The sequence below is a fragment of the Providencia sp. PROV040 genome, assembly GCF_032706145.1.
Taxonomy (GTDB): Bacteria; Pseudomonadota; Gammaproteobacteria; order Enterobacterales; family Enterobacteriaceae; genus Providencia; species Providencia hangzhouensis.
Genome location: NZ_CP120530.1, coordinates 4,177,005 through 4,193,758, shown reverse-complemented (window position 1 = coordinate 4,193,758; position 16,754 = coordinate 4,177,005). Strand labels below are relative to the sequence as shown.

17 protein-coding genes are annotated in these 16,754 nt (G+C 37.9%); 1 reads left to right on the top strand and 16 read right to left on the bottom strand.

What is annotated here, in order from left to right:
* Positions 1–4 precede the first annotated feature (4 nt).
* From P3L40_RS19550 to P3L40_RS19475, 16 genes are all read right to left on the bottom strand, one after another.
* Positions 5–961: an ABC transporter gene (locus tag P3L40_RS19550; protein WP_096865076.1), complete on the bottom strand. Its 957-nt coding sequence runs from the start codon at positions 959–961 to the stop codon at positions 5–7.
* Positions 958–1,644 (bottom strand): thiol:disulfide interchange protein DsbA/DsbL, encoded by a 687-nt coding sequence (locus P3L40_RS19545; protein ID WP_228677409.1) that lies wholly within the window; start codon positions 1,642–1,644, stop codon positions 958–960. Before P3L40_RS19545 ends, P3L40_RS19550 begins: the two co-directional genes overlap by 4 nt.
* 79 nt (positions 1,645–1,723) lie before the next feature.
* Complete coding sequence (locus P3L40_RS19540) at positions 1,724–1,921, bottom strand: DUF4762 family protein (RefSeq protein ID WP_004259555.1); 198 nt, start codon at positions 1,919–1,921, stop codon at positions 1,724–1,726.
* Between the two features lie 110 nt (positions 1,922–2,031).
* Positions 2,032–3,702 (bottom strand): O-antigen ligase family protein, encoded by a 1,671-nt coding sequence (locus P3L40_RS19535; RefSeq protein ID WP_210853042.1) that lies wholly within the window; start codon positions 3,700–3,702, stop codon positions 2,032–2,034.
* An 11-nt stretch (positions 3,703–3,713) separates the two neighbouring features.
* A complete protein-coding gene (locus P3L40_RS19530) occupies positions 3,714–4,277 on the bottom strand; it encodes a fimbrial protein (RefSeq protein WP_071585866.1) in 564 nt (187 codons plus the stop codon).
* Between the two features lie 8 nt (positions 4,278–4,285).
* Positions 4,286–5,407, bottom strand: coding sequence for a fimbrial protein (locus tag P3L40_RS19525; protein ID WP_004259569.1), 1,122 nt, complete (start codon positions 5,405–5,407; stop codon positions 4,286–4,288).
* A 2-nt stretch (positions 5,408–5,409) separates the two neighbouring features.
* Positions 5,410–6,024 carry a fimbrial protein gene (locus tag P3L40_RS19520; protein ID WP_181488749.1) on the bottom strand — a complete coding sequence of 205 codons (615 nt, stop codon included), beginning with the start codon at positions 6,022–6,024 and terminating at the stop codon, positions 5,410–5,412.
* A 10-nt stretch (positions 6,025–6,034) separates the two neighbouring features.
* Positions 6,035–6,787 (bottom strand): molecular chaperone, encoded by a 753-nt coding sequence (locus tag P3L40_RS19515; protein WP_004259578.1) that lies wholly within the window; start codon positions 6,785–6,787, stop codon positions 6,035–6,037.
* A 41-nt stretch (positions 6,788–6,828) separates the two neighbouring features.
* Positions 6,829–9,306, bottom strand: a complete 2,478-nt coding sequence (locus P3L40_RS19510) for a fimbria/pilus outer membrane usher protein (protein WP_094962364.1) — start codon at positions 9,304–9,306, stop codon at positions 6,829–6,831.
* A 74-nt stretch (positions 9,307–9,380) separates the two neighbouring features.
* Positions 9,381–9,920: a fimbrial protein gene (locus P3L40_RS19505; protein ID WP_168697638.1), complete on the bottom strand. Its 540-nt coding sequence runs from the start codon at positions 9,918–9,920 to the stop codon at positions 9,381–9,383.
* A gap of 83 nt (positions 9,921–10,003) precedes the next feature.
* On the bottom strand, positions 10,004–10,546 hold the full coding sequence (locus P3L40_RS19500) for a fimbrial protein (protein WP_004259591.1): 543 nt from the start codon (positions 10,544–10,546) through the stop codon (positions 10,004–10,006).
* A gap of 187 nt (positions 10,547–10,733) precedes the next feature.
* Positions 10,734–11,054, bottom strand: a complete 321-nt coding sequence (locus tag P3L40_RS19495) for a helix-turn-helix domain-containing protein (RefSeq protein WP_004259596.1) — start codon at positions 11,052–11,054, stop codon at positions 10,734–10,736.
* 680 nt (positions 11,055–11,734) lie between these two features.
* On the bottom strand, positions 11,735–12,343 hold the full coding sequence (locus tag P3L40_RS19490) for a sulfite oxidase heme-binding subunit YedZ (protein ID WP_094962363.1): 609 nt from the start codon (positions 12,341–12,343) through the stop codon (positions 11,735–11,737).
* Positions 12,343–13,350, bottom strand: coding sequence for a protein-methionine-sulfoxide reductase catalytic subunit MsrP (gene msrP, locus P3L40_RS19485; RefSeq protein ID WP_036958075.1), 1,008 nt, complete (start codon positions 13,348–13,350; stop codon positions 12,343–12,345). The genes P3L40_RS19490 and msrP overlap by 1 nt, the downstream gene beginning before the upstream one ends.
* A gap of 88 nt (positions 13,351–13,438) precedes the next feature.
* On the bottom strand, positions 13,439–14,803 hold the full coding sequence (locus P3L40_RS19480; RefSeq protein ID WP_136135305.1) for a heavy metal sensor histidine kinase: 1,365 nt from the start codon (positions 14,801–14,803) through the stop codon (positions 13,439–13,441).
* Positions 14,800–15,471, bottom strand: coding sequence for a heavy metal response regulator transcription factor (locus P3L40_RS19475; RefSeq protein ID WP_004259607.1), 672 nt, complete (start codon positions 15,469–15,471; stop codon positions 14,800–14,802). Before P3L40_RS19475 ends, P3L40_RS19480 begins: the two co-directional genes overlap by 4 nt.
* 442 nt (positions 15,472–15,913) lie before the next feature.
* Here P3L40_RS19475 and P3L40_RS19470 point away from each other — a divergent pair, with 442 nt between their 5' ends.
* Complete coding sequence (locus tag P3L40_RS19470) at positions 15,914–16,462, top strand: tyrosine-type DNA invertase (RefSeq protein ID WP_014657972.1); 549 nt, start codon at positions 15,914–15,916, stop codon at positions 16,460–16,462.
* Positions 16,463–16,754 lie beyond the last annotated feature (292 nt).

Sequence of the window (16,754 nt, the reverse complement as noted above, 5' to 3'; positions counted from 1 at the left end):
TTATTTAATGGCTAATAAAATAAAGTGAATGGCTATGCCATAAAAGCCAATCATTGGGATAATGACGAACCGCATTTTCAATGATGGCTGGCATTTGAGTTGCAACGTCTTTTGCTGCAACAGGCGGATAAACTTTGATTTGTAAACCGTTTTGGTAGTACAGATGATAAAAAACTACCTGTGCCGAAATCGCACTAGACAAACGCACGACACCATTGTGTAGCTTTGCTGCACGGTTAAATAAATGGCACGATAATTTGCTCGACGCCCCTTCCTCTGTTTGAACCGTGTAATCAGGGGTAATATCAGGGAAAACAATCATATTTTTTTGCCCTGCCGCCGTTTCTGTCATCGCAGTCATTAATTGGCTAGCTAATACTTTATTTCCCTGATGAATAGAACAATAAGATAAATTCACCTGGCCTAACTCACGTGCCGAAGCGTTATACTTTTGCTGCTCTGCGCTCGACGAAACCACCACCGTCGCATTCCCAGGAGTCACCCCCGCCCCAACCATGGTGGCTAAAACATCAGAAACCATATGCAACGGAGCAAGTACAACGGGTTTATTTTGTTGGTGTAAGGGCGCAACGACGCTATCAAGTTCAAGTGTACAAACTCGAACTTGCGCCATGATTTTTTGGTTTTGTCCCCATGTGGCTGCCTCTTCCAAAATGAAGCGTCGAACGGTTATCCAGCCCATATTAATATGCCCTTTCGTTTCCATTAAACTACGAAAGTTTTCCGTGGCGACTTTATTCCGATTACGATATTGACGACCTAATAAACCTACACGACATAATAAATTAGAAACAAATAATACCGATGTGATATAGCCTCGGCGCAATAACAACCGTAAAAAGGCAAGTCCACTATGATTGAGTTTTTGATATCCTTTTTTAAACGGCATCAAACAGTTTTTCGCTGTAAATACCGTCCAGACAATGAAAAACCGGATCACCGTAACTCCTTATTACTTTTATCTAATAACTCAAGCATATAGGCAGTAAAGTCTGCAAAATCACGGTCTTGGTAAACAACATAGCGTTTATTGATAATAAAGGCAGGTGTTCCAGTAATTTGATAAAATTTGCTAATTTCAAGCATATTTTTTAGACGTTCTTGAACGGCTTGGCTTTCACTGGTTTTTAGGTATTGGATTGAATCAATATTGTGCCGTTTTAACCATTGGTTTAAGACATCTTTATTAGCTAAATCAAGCTTATCGTTGATAACGGCAGTATAAAGATCCTGACGTAATTGAGATTCCACCCCCATCTCTTCCAATGTCGCAAAAATAGGCGCATAGGCAGCCAGCCCCATATTATTATCCATGGCTAAATGAACGACTTTAAAGTTGACATTCTCAGGGAGTGCTTTTTCGAATTGGCTGACATTGTCATGATTTACTGCACAATAATGGCAACCATAAGAAAGGACTTCTATGATGCTATTATTTTCTTTTATTGGACTCAACAGAACTTGTCCACTATTAAATTCAATAAAAGAAGAGCCTTGTGCATCATCATTTGAGAAAGTATTAAAAACAAAAATATGATAGAACAAAACCGTCATGAGTGAAGAAGCGATAATAACAAATAGAGTATAAAGTGTGATAGTTATTGGTTTAAAACGAGTATTCATAACAGTTAATTCCATTCAGGTACGAAAAATACATGGGGATAACTCCCCATGTATCAATTAATAAAAATTAAATTTAATACTATGGAGCTGTTACATCACAGTTTGATGCACCAACAGCTTTCGCTTTGTATGTTTTGTTACCGTGCTTATCAGTACAAGTCGTTACTAATTGGCAAGATTTAACACCACCAACAGTGATGCTCTCGTAAGAATCAGTACAAACTTGTTTTGTTCCACCAACTACAGCAGCAGCTTCGATAGCATTTAACTTTTTCATGTTATTTCCTTTAATATAGATTTTAATTAATAAAACGCCCTATTTATTGATAATTAACACCAATAAATCCTTTAGATTTTTAATTAACACACGAATTACCACGTGAATAATTAAAAATTCAACCCTTCTAATTTCTCATTATTATCAAATAAAAAAATCGCTTTTCCTTTGACGCTTTTTGCTTTCTCTTTCTCACCTAATTCATTTAAAACAAGGATCCAAGAAAAATAAACATTAATATCTGGGCAAGAACGAGAATAGTTTTCTGCCCAAGACGAAAATAAATTCAAGTAATAGGGGTTCTGTGTCTCGTTATAGCGTAACAAATGCCCCATATTGAGATCCAATTTATAACGATCATTGATTAAGTAATATTTCCACTCACTATAATCGGGCTCATTCATAGAAAGAAGAAACTGTTGCCCTGTTTTTTCGATATACGTTAAATATTGCTGCGTTTGCAAAGTAAAATACAGCAACCCCATGGATAACAAACCACCTAACGCAATAATTGTTTTCGAACAATACCCTACAATTTTATTTAAATGATATTTTTTAGTTGGAATATCGGCACAACGTATTAGTAGTATCAATACCACCCCATGAGGTATTGATAGCCACAATGGAAACTCTGTCATCATATGAAAAACAATTGGTAACGCAATAACTAAAAAAACATAATTATTATTTTTATTTTTTAATGAAGAATAAAGTAGATACCCACTACCAATAATAACTAACAATATCGCAGCAATGCCAACTACCCCACCTTCAACCATCCAACGTAATATCTCATTATGTGGATGTGATATGACCCTTTCACTGGTTCCAAGTAACCCACCACCAAAGCGCTCTAAAAATACAGATTCAAAACTACCAACACCCGTACCAAATAAAATATTTTCACTAAATAAATATAAACTATGCTGCCATAACACCCATCTAATGTGCGATGTCTGTAATTTACTTTCAGAAAAGTCAGAAATATTAAAACCAATTTTTATTCCATAGCCAATAATAAGACCGATAACAATCGATATTAAAGAATAAAAAATATATTTACGATGATACTTTGCAAAAAAATAAAAAACAATAACAATTAATAATAAATTTAAATATCCAGTTAATGATTGAGACAATGGCAATACCACGCTCATTAAAACGAGACTCACAATGATAATGGCTGACGTATACCATGTGACAGTTCTCATTAAAATAAACATACCTATTGCACTGGCAATGCCAACACAAATAAAACTAGAGAGAACATTAACTTGTTGGAATACGCCATATGGCCTATCCCCTGATATCGGAAAAAAATTAAAAATTTGTGCTATTGAAAATAGGCTCTCAACAATAGCAGAAAATAATATACTGCAAACAATTATTTTCAATACAGTTTCTGAAATATTTATTTGCAGTAAAGCTTGATAAAAAAATAACGCGCCCAATAACCAATATGCTGTCAAGTATGCATTAAACTGGTAATCTTTAGGCGCAAAAAAACACAAGCCTAATAATAAGACCAATCCAATCGTAATATAATTACTCGACTTAGAGTAATATAAGCTTGAATTTTTAATTTGTGTAAAACTAACCACTACAATAAAAAAAGCAATAAAAAAACTACTAATTATATTGAATGGTAATGACAAACCTGTTCCGCCCATATTCGGCAGATAAATATGCAATATAATGCCAAAAAATATAACGACAAAACTTAAAAGAACCCATGGATAACGTTCTTTTTTATTACCTTTAATTTTGATTGCAAACATCATGTTTTCATTCGTTATTGATAATTTAATGTATAGTACGCAGTACTATAAAAATTCCCATAGGTAATCGTTTGGTTAATTCTCGCTTCAGGCTCAGCCTCGACATAAGCCTTAAATTGAATTTCCGTATTATTTGTTGCCAGATTTTGTGCTAATGATGGCGTATTCAATTCTATGGGTGTTTCATTTAAGTTTAATAACCCAATACCGATTCCGCTAGCTTCACTTTGGTCACTAATCGCAAGATGGTCAGGAAGATTCTTATTTTCAATTCCATTAAAAGTCACTGTCACCGATTTAAATATAGTCGTATTACAATTCGTTAAATGAATTGAGAAATTTAAAGGTTTCGATTTGCCTTCTTTATAAAGATCTTTGACCGAGATTTGTTGAAAATCAACAGGGACCTTCTCACTTCCAGGCGCTATCTGACATGGCGTAGCAATAACCATGCCTCTGAATGAATAGCTTCCCATATTAGTTGGGATCACACTCGCACTCATCGGCCCCGAGACTAATAAATATAAGCCAATCGACAATAAATATTTTGTACGCTTTATCTGATTATTATTTCGCATGATCGGCCTCATTGGAATTCAGCAAGGATTGTCCCGGTACTTGTAAATTCACCTTCTTCCACACTACTACCAGGCGCAGCTATTGGCGCAGCCGTTAAGTTCCAGGTACCTTGGTTATTAATAAAGTCAGGCACTTGGTATGCTTGATTCGGTTTTACCAATGTACCCGCCACATTATCAGTCACCACAATGCCAAGATTTGTGCGTTTCACGCCGTTTTTTAACGTACCGAAATAATCAGGGTTAAAATCCGCACTGCCTGACGCCCCCGGTAAGAGTGACAGCTTGATATTTAAATCACCTGTCGTAAAACTTCCACCAGTACATTTGACTGGGATCTTAAAGGGCTGAGCATAATTAATTCCATTTAACTGTTCACTCGTATTTGCTACATCAAGAAAATCAATATTAATTGGGTTACCTTCATTAATCGTACACTCATCAGCAACCGTGATGATCCCTGCTCCTAAAACAACCCGAGTTGAAGGGATTGGCGCATAAGCTGTACTGCCATTCGCTGGGCTGCCTTTTTTGGCAAAAACCTGTACCAGCTCAGCTTGGTTGATGGTAATGCCATTAATAATCGGTTTTTTCAGCCTAAACGTGATTGTCCCACTCGACCCTGTCCGTAGCTCGACGCCATAGTCACGGCTATTAACACTCGGTGGTGTACACTCTATTGGGTCAGATCCCCCATTCCACATATCCTTCACTGGGACAGTAACTTTCTGACCAACCCTTCCCCCTATTTGAATTTCAACTTTTACATCAAAATATTCATTAAGGTTCAGGTACCCTGGGTTTTGCATTGATGTAGGAATGGTTGACATTAAATCAAATGTCATTCCTGAATCAGGATCTGAATTTCCAGGACCTCCTGGCTTCATATAACTTTGGCAGTAAATATCGAAAAAAGGCCAGTTACCCACATCAAAATTGAATACTGTTTCAGCATCTTTCTCATTGACCAGTAGCTGATTATTCATTGTCGCTTCGAATGTGTAAGTCCCCCCATCAGGTATAGCGGAGCCGTGAGGAAAGCCTAAAGCAGATAACGGCATTAACCCTATTGTGAGTAGACCGGCCACAATAGTCATATCTTTTAGTTTTTTGTTGTTGGATACAAACATGGTTATAAATACTCCAGTTTTAGCCTAACTAATCCGCTAAAAGTTCCCGCTGAAACAGACTGTGCTGTAGATTCCAATGAGGCATTAAGTGTAATGTTGTTATCACCAGGTTTGATCACCCATGAACTTGTTGGCTGATTGACCATTAAGTTTTGATGATCTTTACTGGAAATACGTAATCCTGCGCCTCGAACATCGCCTGTAACTCGCACAAGTTCAGGGTTAAAAAAATCCGTATCTCCCGCAATACTCAATGAAACTGCGCTTTCTCCCGTCAAGTAATAACGCTGAGCATTTTGAGTTGCCTCTCCAGCAGCATTCACAAATGACTTGGATGCCCCGCGTTGGCAATCTTTGAGCCGAATATTAAATGCAACAGGAGTACTTCTATCGCCAATGCGGTGAAATTCTCTGGCATTGATGTCACCTAAATCGACATACTGCTCTTGTGTTTCTAATTCAAGAACACAAGGTGATGCATAAACGCTTCCTGTCAAATGCACAGTACTATGTACGTCTAGCAATGTTTGGCGAGACAGCTTTTCATCCGCAATTTCTGCAACTGCGGAGAAACTTCCTAATCCCAATAACACGATCCCTAAGCACCTAATGTTCATATCAATACTCCTAGCGAATCTGTTGCTCTGGTGGTAACGCTTTACACGTATTTCCGCTACAACTGTATTTAAGTTCTGGATGACCACCATAATCATTCACATACATCATGGTGAAACTCTCGCCTGAACTATTGACCTTAATATCGAGATGCGATTTAGGGGCAATCATCACTCCTGGAAAATCGGTTAGTTTTTTTCCACCTTCTGCCACTGGTTTATTATTAAGGCTAATAATGGTTACAAAATAAGGTGTTGGGTTTTCAGCACGCCAGTTATTTCCCTGTTTATAAAATATGACTTGGTCTTGCCAAACCGCACTTCTAGATTTAGGAATAATGGCTGTCGGCCGATAAAATAATTTAATACGCGATTGCATCGCTAACTGTAAAACATTCGGTTTATCGGGTTTTGGCGGAACTTCGCGCACATTTAAATAAAATAGACTTTCACGATCTTGAGGTAACTTATCTATCTCGGCTGTTTTTGAAACACGAGCAACCCCTTTTTGCCCCCCATTAATGCGCTGTAATGGGGGCAATACAACTAATGGCGATGTAATTTTTTTTCCATTGGCATCTTCAACCCATGACTGAGCAAGAAAAGGAATACTTGAGCTGGTGTTTGATAAATTAGCACTCGCAGAATTTTCATCGCCTGTAATAATCAGTCGCGTTCTATCCAGTGAAATACCTGCATATGATTGCCCTACGCCAACCATCATAACTAGCAAACCACCTACCCATTTATTTATACGAATCGCCATTTTCTCTACCTTATAGAATACTTTTTCAAACTGTCATTACATTATTGGCAAGGCAGCAAAACTGACATGCCCGAATTTATTTTTTCAGGCAGTTGAATTTTACATTGCGCTTTTCCACCCCAAGATACTGTTAACGTTTCTTTAGGATTTACTGCCATCAAGTACGCCAACCCATTTTCCATTAACATGGCAATGTTAATTCCATCCGCGTTTGTCACATCAGCACCAAACGGAGGTACCGTATCGTTATAACGAATGGTGGCAATGAGCTTTTCACCTTGTGCAACATCAAATCGCTGATAACCGATTGCCCCTTCTGTTAATGTCGAGGTTGCGATCGCCTTATTGGTATCAACGTTATTTTTTAACTTATCGACATCAATACGTGTGTCGAAGCTGTAATAGCTGACAATATCAGGCACAACAGAAATACCAGCCCAGTTAGTTCGCGTTTTTTCATGGTTAAACGGCACGCCACCAACACCGTTGGTATCGACCATAATTCTTGCTGTATCCGTTGTACCGGTGCTGTTATGCAATGCAGCACCATGCTTAGTAGCAGTGAAGCCACCGCGCAATGTCCCGTTGATCGATGCCGTTTGTCTTTCTTGATAGCTCACATTGGTATTAACTTCAGCAAGTTGCGTCCGTTTTTGATAATATCCATCAAACCGGACGCGATCATCGCTGCTTCGGCCGGCTCTAACTCGCCATAAATTATTCGTATCCCTGTTATCACTGTAAGACAGCATATGGCTGGTCTTACTACCACTATTTTGCAAGTCGTATCCAGCCCAACGGCTATCACCAACAGGCACTGAAACCGAAAGTGAAATGCTATCGTCACGTCGACCTCGATAGTCAGAACGGTAAGCCGCAATATTGGTTGAGACACCATTGATGCCCATTAGACGAAATGTTCGCCCCACGGATAAGCCATATCTATCTTGAGATGTTTGGTCCCAAAAGGTCTGATGGGTATAAGTTAAGAATACTGTCGTTCTCCAATCAGGATCATCCGCCCAAAAAGTTTTATTCCCTGTAACGGTATACATCTCTTTTTGACGGCCAATACCCAGATATTTGTTTTCACGCTCATCTAAATATTGCGACAGCGTTCTAAACTTATCCTGCGAGAAGCGGTAACCCGCAAAAGTAATCGTACTGTTAAGTTCATCAAATGACTTTGAATAACTCAGACGATAAGAAGAACCCGTTTGTGTGTTATCACCCGGCATTCGGCTAATGGATTGTGTGATATCTGCAGAAAGTGCACCAAATATAGATAAATCGCGCCCTAACCCAGCAGATATTGCGGTGTAATCCCTACCCGCAAAAAGTAGGCCTCCAATGAGTGACCAGTTATTGCTCAGCCCCCAAGAGAAATCTCCCGTGGCAAACATTGGCCCCTCAGGCTTGTGATTAAATCGAGATGGCTTACCGACCGAAGCGTTGTAACGCACATAACCCGGGCGAGTTAAATAAGGGATATTTGCCGTATCAACTTGAAAAGTCGATACCTCGCCGTCATCACCTTCAACTTTGACATCCAAGGTTCCACGGATTGAGCTTTGCAAATCTTGAATACTGAATGGCCCCGCAGGTACCGTCGTTTCATAAACGACACGCCCAGCTTGAGTCACAACAATTTTTGAATTGCTTTTCGCGATACCATTAATCTGTGGTGCATATCCTCGTAGATTCGGCGGTAACATACGTTCATCACTGGCAAGGTTAAAACCAGTGAAGCGAATCGTGTCAAAAACCTGAGAACTTAGATAAATTTCACCCAGTGTCAGCTTAGCCGCCATGTGGATCAGAGGACGATATGCATAAAACTGGTTCCAATCGAATTTTCTATCGCCACGCTCGTTATAATTAGCTTGATAATCAGCTCTAAAACGCCATGCTCCCAAGTTAAATCCCGTTTGGCCATATGCTGATAATGAGTGTTTATTTGTATGTGTCGTCAAAGAACGAGAAACTGACCCGGTCAGGTTATAATCAAATATAAGGCCTGAAACCCCAGAATCCCAACGCTCAGGCGGCACCCAACTAGGATCGGAATATTTCATCCATGCCTGTGGAATAGTGATATCCAGTTTGCCTTCATGATTATTAATTTTAACGCCTGAAATAGGTAAAATATTTGAACATTCAGGGGATATGGCTTGGATTTTTTTTAACGCATCTTCTTTGAGCGCTAACATTTCAATTTGCTTAGGGGTAAAACAAACTAATGATTTTTCACTATCGTGAGGATCGGTAATATAAGTGACCTTCTGCTGAGACAATGATTGTCCATTAATATAGAGATCTAATAAATATGTCCCAGGAAATACGAAATTATCTTTAGAGAATCGAGTTAAATCAATATTGTTACGGTCACCAACATCTAATACGTCAACATTAAACTCAACAAGATCATTTGCAGACATATTTGGTGAATAGCAAAGTACTGCAATATATATTGCAAATAGTTTTTTTATATTATTTATATTTCCATTTAAAATAATCATTTTAGTTACTCAGTATTCACTCATTAGGCTAGAGATTTAGCTCAATTCTCTTTTATATGTAATTATTATTAGCTTTAGAAATAATCCATTCTAAACCTTAGAACTCCAGCGAAATCACCTGCCTTAATATGCTTTTGATAAGCAACTAAAATTGCAGTAAAATCTAATCTATTGCGCCCTTCTAATAATGTGTAATCCGGCATTTTTCTATTAAGTTTAAGTATTTCGCCGTGAGAGTCTCTAAACTGAATTCCAAACCCCTCTGAATCGCCGCTTACTTGTAAAAGTTGATCATCATTAACAGATGTTCCCATCATGGTTATTTGCGCGCGTGATGCACTACCTTTATCATTAGAAGGCAACGTACATCCAACGAGCTTTATAGCAAAATTCTTACTCACCAGCATATTGACTTCAGGAGTGATCTCTCGGGCACTGATTTCACCAAAATTAACCCAAAGTTCTCGGCTTTCAGGATCAATCGTACATGAGGCTTCTATTAATTCACCTTGCATTACAATATCACCAGGGGTGTTATTGGCGATCATTCCCCAACTTAATAGAGGCCATAGCAAACTAGAGCCTAGTGCTATTTTTGCAACCCGAATAGTCATGGATAATACCATTTAGTTATTGGTAGATTTTATTAATGCGGAGTATTTAACACTCCGCATCTTGGTATAAAATCAATTACAAATTATTGGTAATCAATTTTAAAATTGATGGTTGAATCAAAGCTACCTGGAGTTACTGCATTAGATGCATTATCAGATTTTAAATAAGCAACGAATGGAATTGCAGTTTTACCATCAGTTAAATTAACTGCTGTAGAAGCTTGTCCCCAAACAACATCTTTATTTCCATTGTCTCTTAAACCGATACCAGCACCACTTGCAGTACCTGAAGTGAACGCCGCTAATGTATTATCATTAGGGTTAATAGTTGATGGTGTATAAGTTACAGTTGCAGTTTGTGCAACGGTAGTATCACACCCTTGCAGAACGATATCTTTCTTGATATTACCTGCACGCTCACCATTTTTTAAATTAGAAACAGGGATCTGATAAAAGTTTACTTTTACAGGACTTGATTCTTCACTTAAACCACAAGCAGAATTCACTAATTCACCTGAAAATTCGATAGTACCGTTAGTAGGTGTACCAGTATAAGCAGCCATTGCTGCGAACGAAGCAAAGCCTGATGCAAATACAGCACCCATTACAAATTTATTCAATTTCATGATTATTTAATCCTGTATAATACTCGTATAATGTATGTTTCGCCAAATAGTTGTTAATAACAACTTTAGATAAAAATAATCATTATTTTTAATTAAATTAATGATTATTTTTAATAAAGTTATCATATATACAAGTTATATTTATTGATTACACTTTGTAAAATAGGTTAGATTTTTATTAACTGAATTAACGCCACATTTTTTTAGTGTCTTTATCTAAGATAGCAAAATAATTATTTTCATTTTTTATAATACATTGTAATCTTTCATTATCGTACCTATCTATTACATGATTAAAAAGGTCTCTCCATGACTTATTGAATATCAAAAGGATTGTGTCCATCATTTCAAATGTCAGTTTTGTTTTTCCCGTTTCATATCGAGATATCTGCTGTTGACTAATATTCAATCTTTTTGCCAACTCTTCCCCTGTTAAGTTTCGCTCTTTTCTAATTCCTCTCAGATACTGCCCTATTTCTTTATTTATCTCATTAGAAAAATAAGTCATTTAATTTAACCTTTATATTAAAAATTAATTATAGGCACCAATCTGAACCATAGATACCGTCCTAAAATTTTTGATTATTATATGTCTGATTATTTATTTTGTATAATCGATAGAGCAAATTGATTACTATTAAAAACATTTATCGCTCTATTAATATAGGAGAAATGTAACAAAAAAAAATCACACTTAAATTAATAATATAAATAACAGTATGTTATAGATTAAAAACCAAAGCTTACCACCCCAAAAATTACATTTTGATACACTTAAAAATATTAAAACATATTTTTTACTAATGAGATGTATTTTATGGTTAAATTTCAACCACGAAATACAACTTAAAAAAGTAGATTTACTCAGATTTTGTGTTTGTAAATTATATGAGATTTTTTTAAGATTTATCTTAACCTTGTTATTTACAAACACCAACAAATTAATTATAAATTACCGTAAAATTTATAATCGAAATTATATACCACAGAAATCATCACTAGCACCCAATAAATTCCAACACAGTCTAAAAATCAGGGGATTTATTACACTAATAATGAGTATTAAGAGATTATATTTCACACATGTAATTTTGTGCTTTGATAAAGTGAATGCCTAATACTGAGAAACTTCAGTACCGGCATTTGATAATATCAGGTAGGAATACAATTAAAGCACGTCAACCTTTATTAAGATTTTATTCGTTGTGTTTGCTGGCTCCGCATGCGATAAGCAAACGCACTTCCCACGATGGCTAAATAGATAAATGGTTCAGGTGTTAAGGTTTTTAATGACAAAGTATAGTGGCAAAGCGCCAATATGAGCGTAGGGTAAAGCAGCATATGAATTCTTTTCCACCATACGCCCAAATAAAGGCGTATACGGTTGAATGAACTGACTGCCATCAACAATAAACACAACCAAGCTATCGCGCCAATCACTAAATAGAGCCGCGAAAAAATCTCTTCGAAAAATAGCGCCAAATTATTTACGCCAATTTCCAGTAATAGATAGCTACTTAAATGCAGCACAGCCCAGAAAAAACACCATAACCCCAGTAATTTTCGCGTCTGAAACAATGCGGTAAATCGCAATAATTTCGCAACCAGTGGGATCAGTACAATAATAACGAGCAAACGTAAAGCCGCTATTCCTGTAAAATGTTGGATATCTTTGGCAGGGTCGGCTCCAAGCCGTTGGGTATCGACTAAAAAAATCAGCCATACCAAAGGGAGCAAAGCAATAAGATGAAAGCTCCCTTTGGTTAATCCAACAATGAACTTATTGTCTTGGGGCATCAATAATATCTCCGCAAATCCATTCCTTGATACAAACTTGCCACTTGTTCGCCATATCCATTAAACAACAATGTTGGCTGGCGGGTCACTTGGCCTAAGCCCCCAGCACCAATAAAACGTTCGGTGGCTTGTGACCAACGAGGATGGCTTACATCTGGATTCACATTGGCAAAAAAGCCATATTCGCTCGGCGCTGATAAGTTCCATGTCGTGTCAGGCATTTGCTCAGTAAGGCGAATTTTGACGATAGATTTAATCCCTTTAAAGCCATATTTCCATGGTACGACCAACCGGATCGGTGCTCCGTTTTGGTTGGGTAATGTTTTTCCATAAACGCCGGTCGCCAGCAAAGTCAGTGGATTCATAGCTTCGTCTAAGCGTAGCCCTTCAACATAGGGGTACGATAAACCACCACCAATATAACGACTTTTTTGTCCTGGCATTTGTTCTGGTGCGTAGCGTGTTTCAAAAGCCACATATTTAGCTTTGCTAGTAGGTTCGACTAAAGCCAATAATTTCGCTAAAGGAAAGCCAACCCATGGAATGACCATCGACCAAGCCTCAACACAGCGCATGCGATAGATGCGCTCCTCTAAGGGAAACTTAGTGTTTATGTCATCTAAATTAAGCGTCAGGGGACGATTCACTTCGCCATCTATTGTCACCGTCCACTCATCCGTGACTAAAGTATGGGCATTCTCGGCAGGATCGGATTTACCGAGCCCAAATTCATAAAAATTATTATAACCAATCACTTTATCTTCAGGGGTGAGGGTTAAAGATGGCTGAAACTCTTCAGGTTGAATAAATGTCAGAGGTTTTCTTGGCGTCATCGGAGGTGTTGGCGTATCGTCATTGAACCAAGAAAACAGCCCTGCATTAGCCGTCGTCGCAACGGTTAAACCTGCAGCTCCAATACCTAAAGCCTTAAGTAGCTGACGGCGTTTCATAAAAAAGAGGGTTTCATCCGTGATTTGAGATGCGGGAATTTTAGGTAACTTTTTCATCATGCGCTCCATAGCAAAAAGGATATGAAATTAGTTATACCGAAAGTACGACAAAAGTGGCTGACAGTAAGATGACAAATTTGTCATCTTACTTAATTGTAGGAAATTTCAGGGTAATGGTACTAGTTCCTGCATGGTGTTCAAAACTCGCTGATCCGCCATGTAATTCGACTATCGCTTTCACAATCGCTAACCCGAGTCCTGTTCCCTCTGTCGTTCGAGCATTATCCCCGCGCCAAAAACGGGTGAAAATTTCATCACTATTTTGTAGAGGTTCACCTTGGTTAGTAATTTTAATTTCTCGCTGTTGCGGCAGCGCAATAATTTGGGTAACGACGCGAGTGCCTGGGTGAGAATATTTAATCGCGTTGGAGACAATATTCACTAAAACTCGGCTGAGTAATACTGGGTCAGCATCCAGAGTCAGGGATGAGGGCTCACAATACAGCTCAATCTGTTTTTCTTCTGCATAGGCAGAAAAGAGTTCGTAAACATCGTTAACTAACGTATATAAAGAAAGTTTTTCTCGATTTAAGGTAATATTTTTATTTTCCGCACGGGCAATAAACAAAGTACTTTGGATCATTTGTGACAGTTTATCGAGCTCTTCAATATTACTGACTATCATCCCTTCATATTCGCTAACACTGCGCGAGCGCTGAAGTGTAATTTCATTTTGTACCCGAATCGCATTAATTGGGGTTCTCAACTCATGCGCCAAGTCATCAGCAAATTGAGTAAGTTTGACAAAATCATGCTTTAACCGCTGGCGCATCGTATTCATTGATTCGCCCAGCTCTTTTAGCTCTTGTGGTAGCTGATCAATATCGATTGGATCATTTAATGCATGAACGTCTGTTTTGACCGTTATCTGGCTCAATGCTTGAATGTCGGATAACCCTTTTTTCAACAGCCATAAGCTAAGTAGCCCCATCAGCAAAATTGAGAGGACAGAAATCACCACGCTTTGGGTGAGATATTGAGCCAACACGCCACTACGGTCGACAGAAACTTTACCAAGTACCACATGGAGCGGCCCTATTGGAGAATTCATCGAAAAATAGACCGCAGAAATAGGGATGCCTTGAGCAGTTTGCCAATGGTTAATGGCATTGATATTTAGCTGCTCAAGATTGACTAACTGAAGAGGTTGGGAGCCCAATAACTCGCGATTGGTTGTGACCAATATTTGCCCTGCTGCATCAGAGATTTGGATCAAGTCTTGGCGCATGTCCATCATGCTTTGGAAATACATGGGAAGTGTTTTGATATCAATGCCACCAGCGATGAGTTTGGCAAGCTGCTCCGCACGGTTAACCAGTAAATTATTATCTTGTTGAGATAGTTCATTTTTGAGTGAATGATACAAAATCCATGTCACCACTCCAGCATTAGTAACCATAAGAATGATAAACAGAGAAATAAGTTTGAATCGAAGTGATTTCTTTTTCATTCTATTGGCCTATTTAAACGGTATCCCATCCCTCGAATGGTTTCGATGAGTTTAACGTCAAATTCATCATCGATTTTTTTTCTCAATCGACGGATAGCCACATCAATAATATTCGTGTCACTTTCAAAATCGATGCCCCAAACTTCGCTAGCAATTAAGGTTCTAGGTAAAATTTCATCGCAATGTAGAACGAAGAACAGCAATAAGGAAAACTCTTGCCGAGTTAAGGTGATTTTCTTTCCAGCCCGCTCAACATCGTGGCGAGTTAAGTCGATTTTTAAATCCGCAATAGTTATGGTGGTTGAGGCTGGCTGGTTAATTTTTAATTGGTTTTTAACCCTAGCTAATAATTCAGAAAACGAAAACGGCTTCACGAGATAGTCATTGGCACCAAGCTCTAAACCTTTAATTCTGTCATCAACGGCATCCCGCGCAGTGAGGCAAATCACCGGTATGTTTTTAGCTGTGCGTAAGATTTTTAAAATTTCCCAGCCATTCATACCAGGCAGCATGATATCGAGGATCACCAATTGATAACTGTTTTCTAAGGCAAAATAGAGACCATCGCGACCATCATTAGTCACATCAACGAGAAAACCCGCTTCTTCTAACCCATTTTTGACCCACACTTGGGTTTTTAGGTGATCTTCAATTAATAGTATTCTCATGGGAACCTAATAGTGACTTTATTTGACTTAACTCCATTTCATCTTAAAGAAATTTTCCCTTTAAAGAAACGGGTAGGAATTTAACCATAAAATACTCGGAGAAAGACAGCGGGAAAAAACAACATGGGGCCATTAAAAGCAACTCGTAGAATGGTGAGTGGGCCGGCACGAAAAATGGAAATTAGCTGCTTTCATCGACGAGTAAGTATTGTTTCGTAGGCAAATAATCCCTTTTCCCTCGCATTTATAACACAGAATAAAAATTGATTAACCAAATATAAAACTTTAGTTAATTAGTCTTCAATTACCGACTTGGCGGATAATAAATAATTTTTTATTTCACTCATAGAATAAAGGCATTATATTTATCTAAAAAAATTAATATGTTAGGTCGATTAATTTAGATATGATTGACCTTTTTTGACTAAATAGGGAAACGTTCATGTCCACTCGTAAGTATTTAACTCAACAGGAAATATCTCGACTTTTAGCTGCTTGTCATTTGTCGCGACATCCCGAACGTAATTCTTGCTTAATTTATATGTGCTTTATACATGGTCTAAGGGCAAGCGAAGCCCTATCGCTAAAATTATCTGATCTTAACTTAGAAAGTAATGAACTTTATGTACACCGTTTAAAGAATGGTTTTTCAGTTAATCACCCACTGATTGATGAAGAGATCCCACTCATTAAAGCTTGGCTAAAAATTAGAAATACATGGAAAGGGAAAGAAAGCCAGTGGTTATTCTTATCTGAAAGAGGGACTGCCATGACTCGCCAGCGCTTTTATCAACTTTTTTCACGACTTGGCGAGCTAGCTGAGCTGACCCTAGGTATTCATCCCCACATGTTACGACATGCATGTGGTTATGCATTAGCGGATAGAGGTGCCGATACGCGTTTAATTCAGGATTATTTGGGGCATACGAATATACAACATACCGTACGATACACAGCAAGTAACCCTGCAAGATTTCGGGGAGTGTGGTAAGAAAGGTGCTATATGGTGGGATAAAGGCGCTAAAAGAGTTGTCAAAATGCACCAAATTGACAAACGTAATGAATTAGGTGCATCTTAAGTTAAATGAAAATACACGTCAAATACGTAGCGTGTAAATAACGCTATGTATACATTACTAAAAATAAGTACATTCCATTATTAAAAGATCATTGAATTTATTAATTTTTTCACACATTCAAACTCTCCATGCCACTTCAAACTTACACATTGTAATATTCTGAAATGCTTTATTTGGAATAATTAACTAATAATTTTAAAAATA

Excerpts from the sequence above, each read along its gene's own strand:
- P3L40_RS19480 (WP_136135305.1), bottom strand. The coding sequence starts at position 14,803 with ATGAAAAAGAAATCACTTCGATTCAAACTTATTTCTCTGTTTATCATT.
- P3L40_RS19520 (WP_181488749.1), bottom strand. The coding sequence starts at position 6,024 with ATGAACATTAGGTGCTTAGGGATCGTGTTATTGGGATTAGGAAGTTTC.
- P3L40_RS19495 (WP_004259596.1), bottom strand. The coding sequence starts at position 11,054 with ATGACTTATTTTTCTAATGAGATAAATAAAGAAATAGGGCAGTATCTG.
- P3L40_RS19535 (WP_210853042.1), bottom strand. The coding sequence starts at position 3,702 with ATGATGTTTGCAATCAAAATTAAAGGTAATAAAAAAGAACGTTATCCA.
- P3L40_RS19470 (WP_014657972.1), top strand. The coding sequence starts at position 15,914 with ATGTCCACTCGTAAGTATTTAACTCAACAGGAAATATCTCGACTTTTA.
- P3L40_RS19515 (WP_004259578.1), bottom strand. The coding sequence starts at position 6,787 with ATGGCGATTCGTATAAATAAATGGGTAGGTGGTTTGCTAGTTATGATG.
- P3L40_RS19500 (WP_004259591.1), bottom strand. The coding sequence starts at position 10,546 with ATGAAATTGAATAAATTTGTAATGGGTGCTGTATTTGCATCAGGCTTT.
- P3L40_RS19530 (WP_071585866.1), bottom strand. The coding sequence starts at position 4,277 with ATGCGAAATAATAATCAGATAAAGCGTACAAAATATTTATTGTCGATT.
- P3L40_RS19525 (WP_004259569.1), bottom strand. The coding sequence starts at position 5,407 with ATGTTTGTATCCAACAACAAAAAACTAAAAGATATGACTATTGTGGCC.
- P3L40_RS19505 (WP_168697638.1), bottom strand. The coding sequence starts at position 9,920 with ATGACTATTCGGGTTGCAAAAATAGCACTAGGCTCTAGTTTGCTATGG.
- P3L40_RS19545 (WP_228677409.1), bottom strand. The coding sequence starts at position 1,644 with ATGAATACTCGTTTTAAACCAATAACTATCACACTTTATACTCTATTT.
- P3L40_RS19490 (WP_094962363.1), bottom strand. The coding sequence starts at position 12,343 with ATGCCCCAAGACAATAAGTTCATTGTTGGATTAACCAAAGGGAGCTTT.
- P3L40_RS19540 (WP_004259555.1), bottom strand. The coding sequence starts at position 1,921 with ATGAAAAAGTTAAATGCTATCGAAGCTGCTGCTGTAGTTGGTGGAACA.
- P3L40_RS19510 (WP_094962364.1), bottom strand. The coding sequence starts at position 9,306 with ATGATTATTTTAAATGGAAATATAAATAATATAAAAAAACTATTTGCA.
- P3L40_RS19475 (WP_004259607.1), bottom strand. The coding sequence starts at position 15,471 with ATGAGAATACTATTAATTGAAGATCACCTAAAAACCCAAGTGTGGGTC.
- msrP (WP_036958075.1), bottom strand. The coding sequence starts at position 13,350 with ATGAAAAAGTTACCTAAAATTCCCGCATCTCAAATCACGGATGAAACC.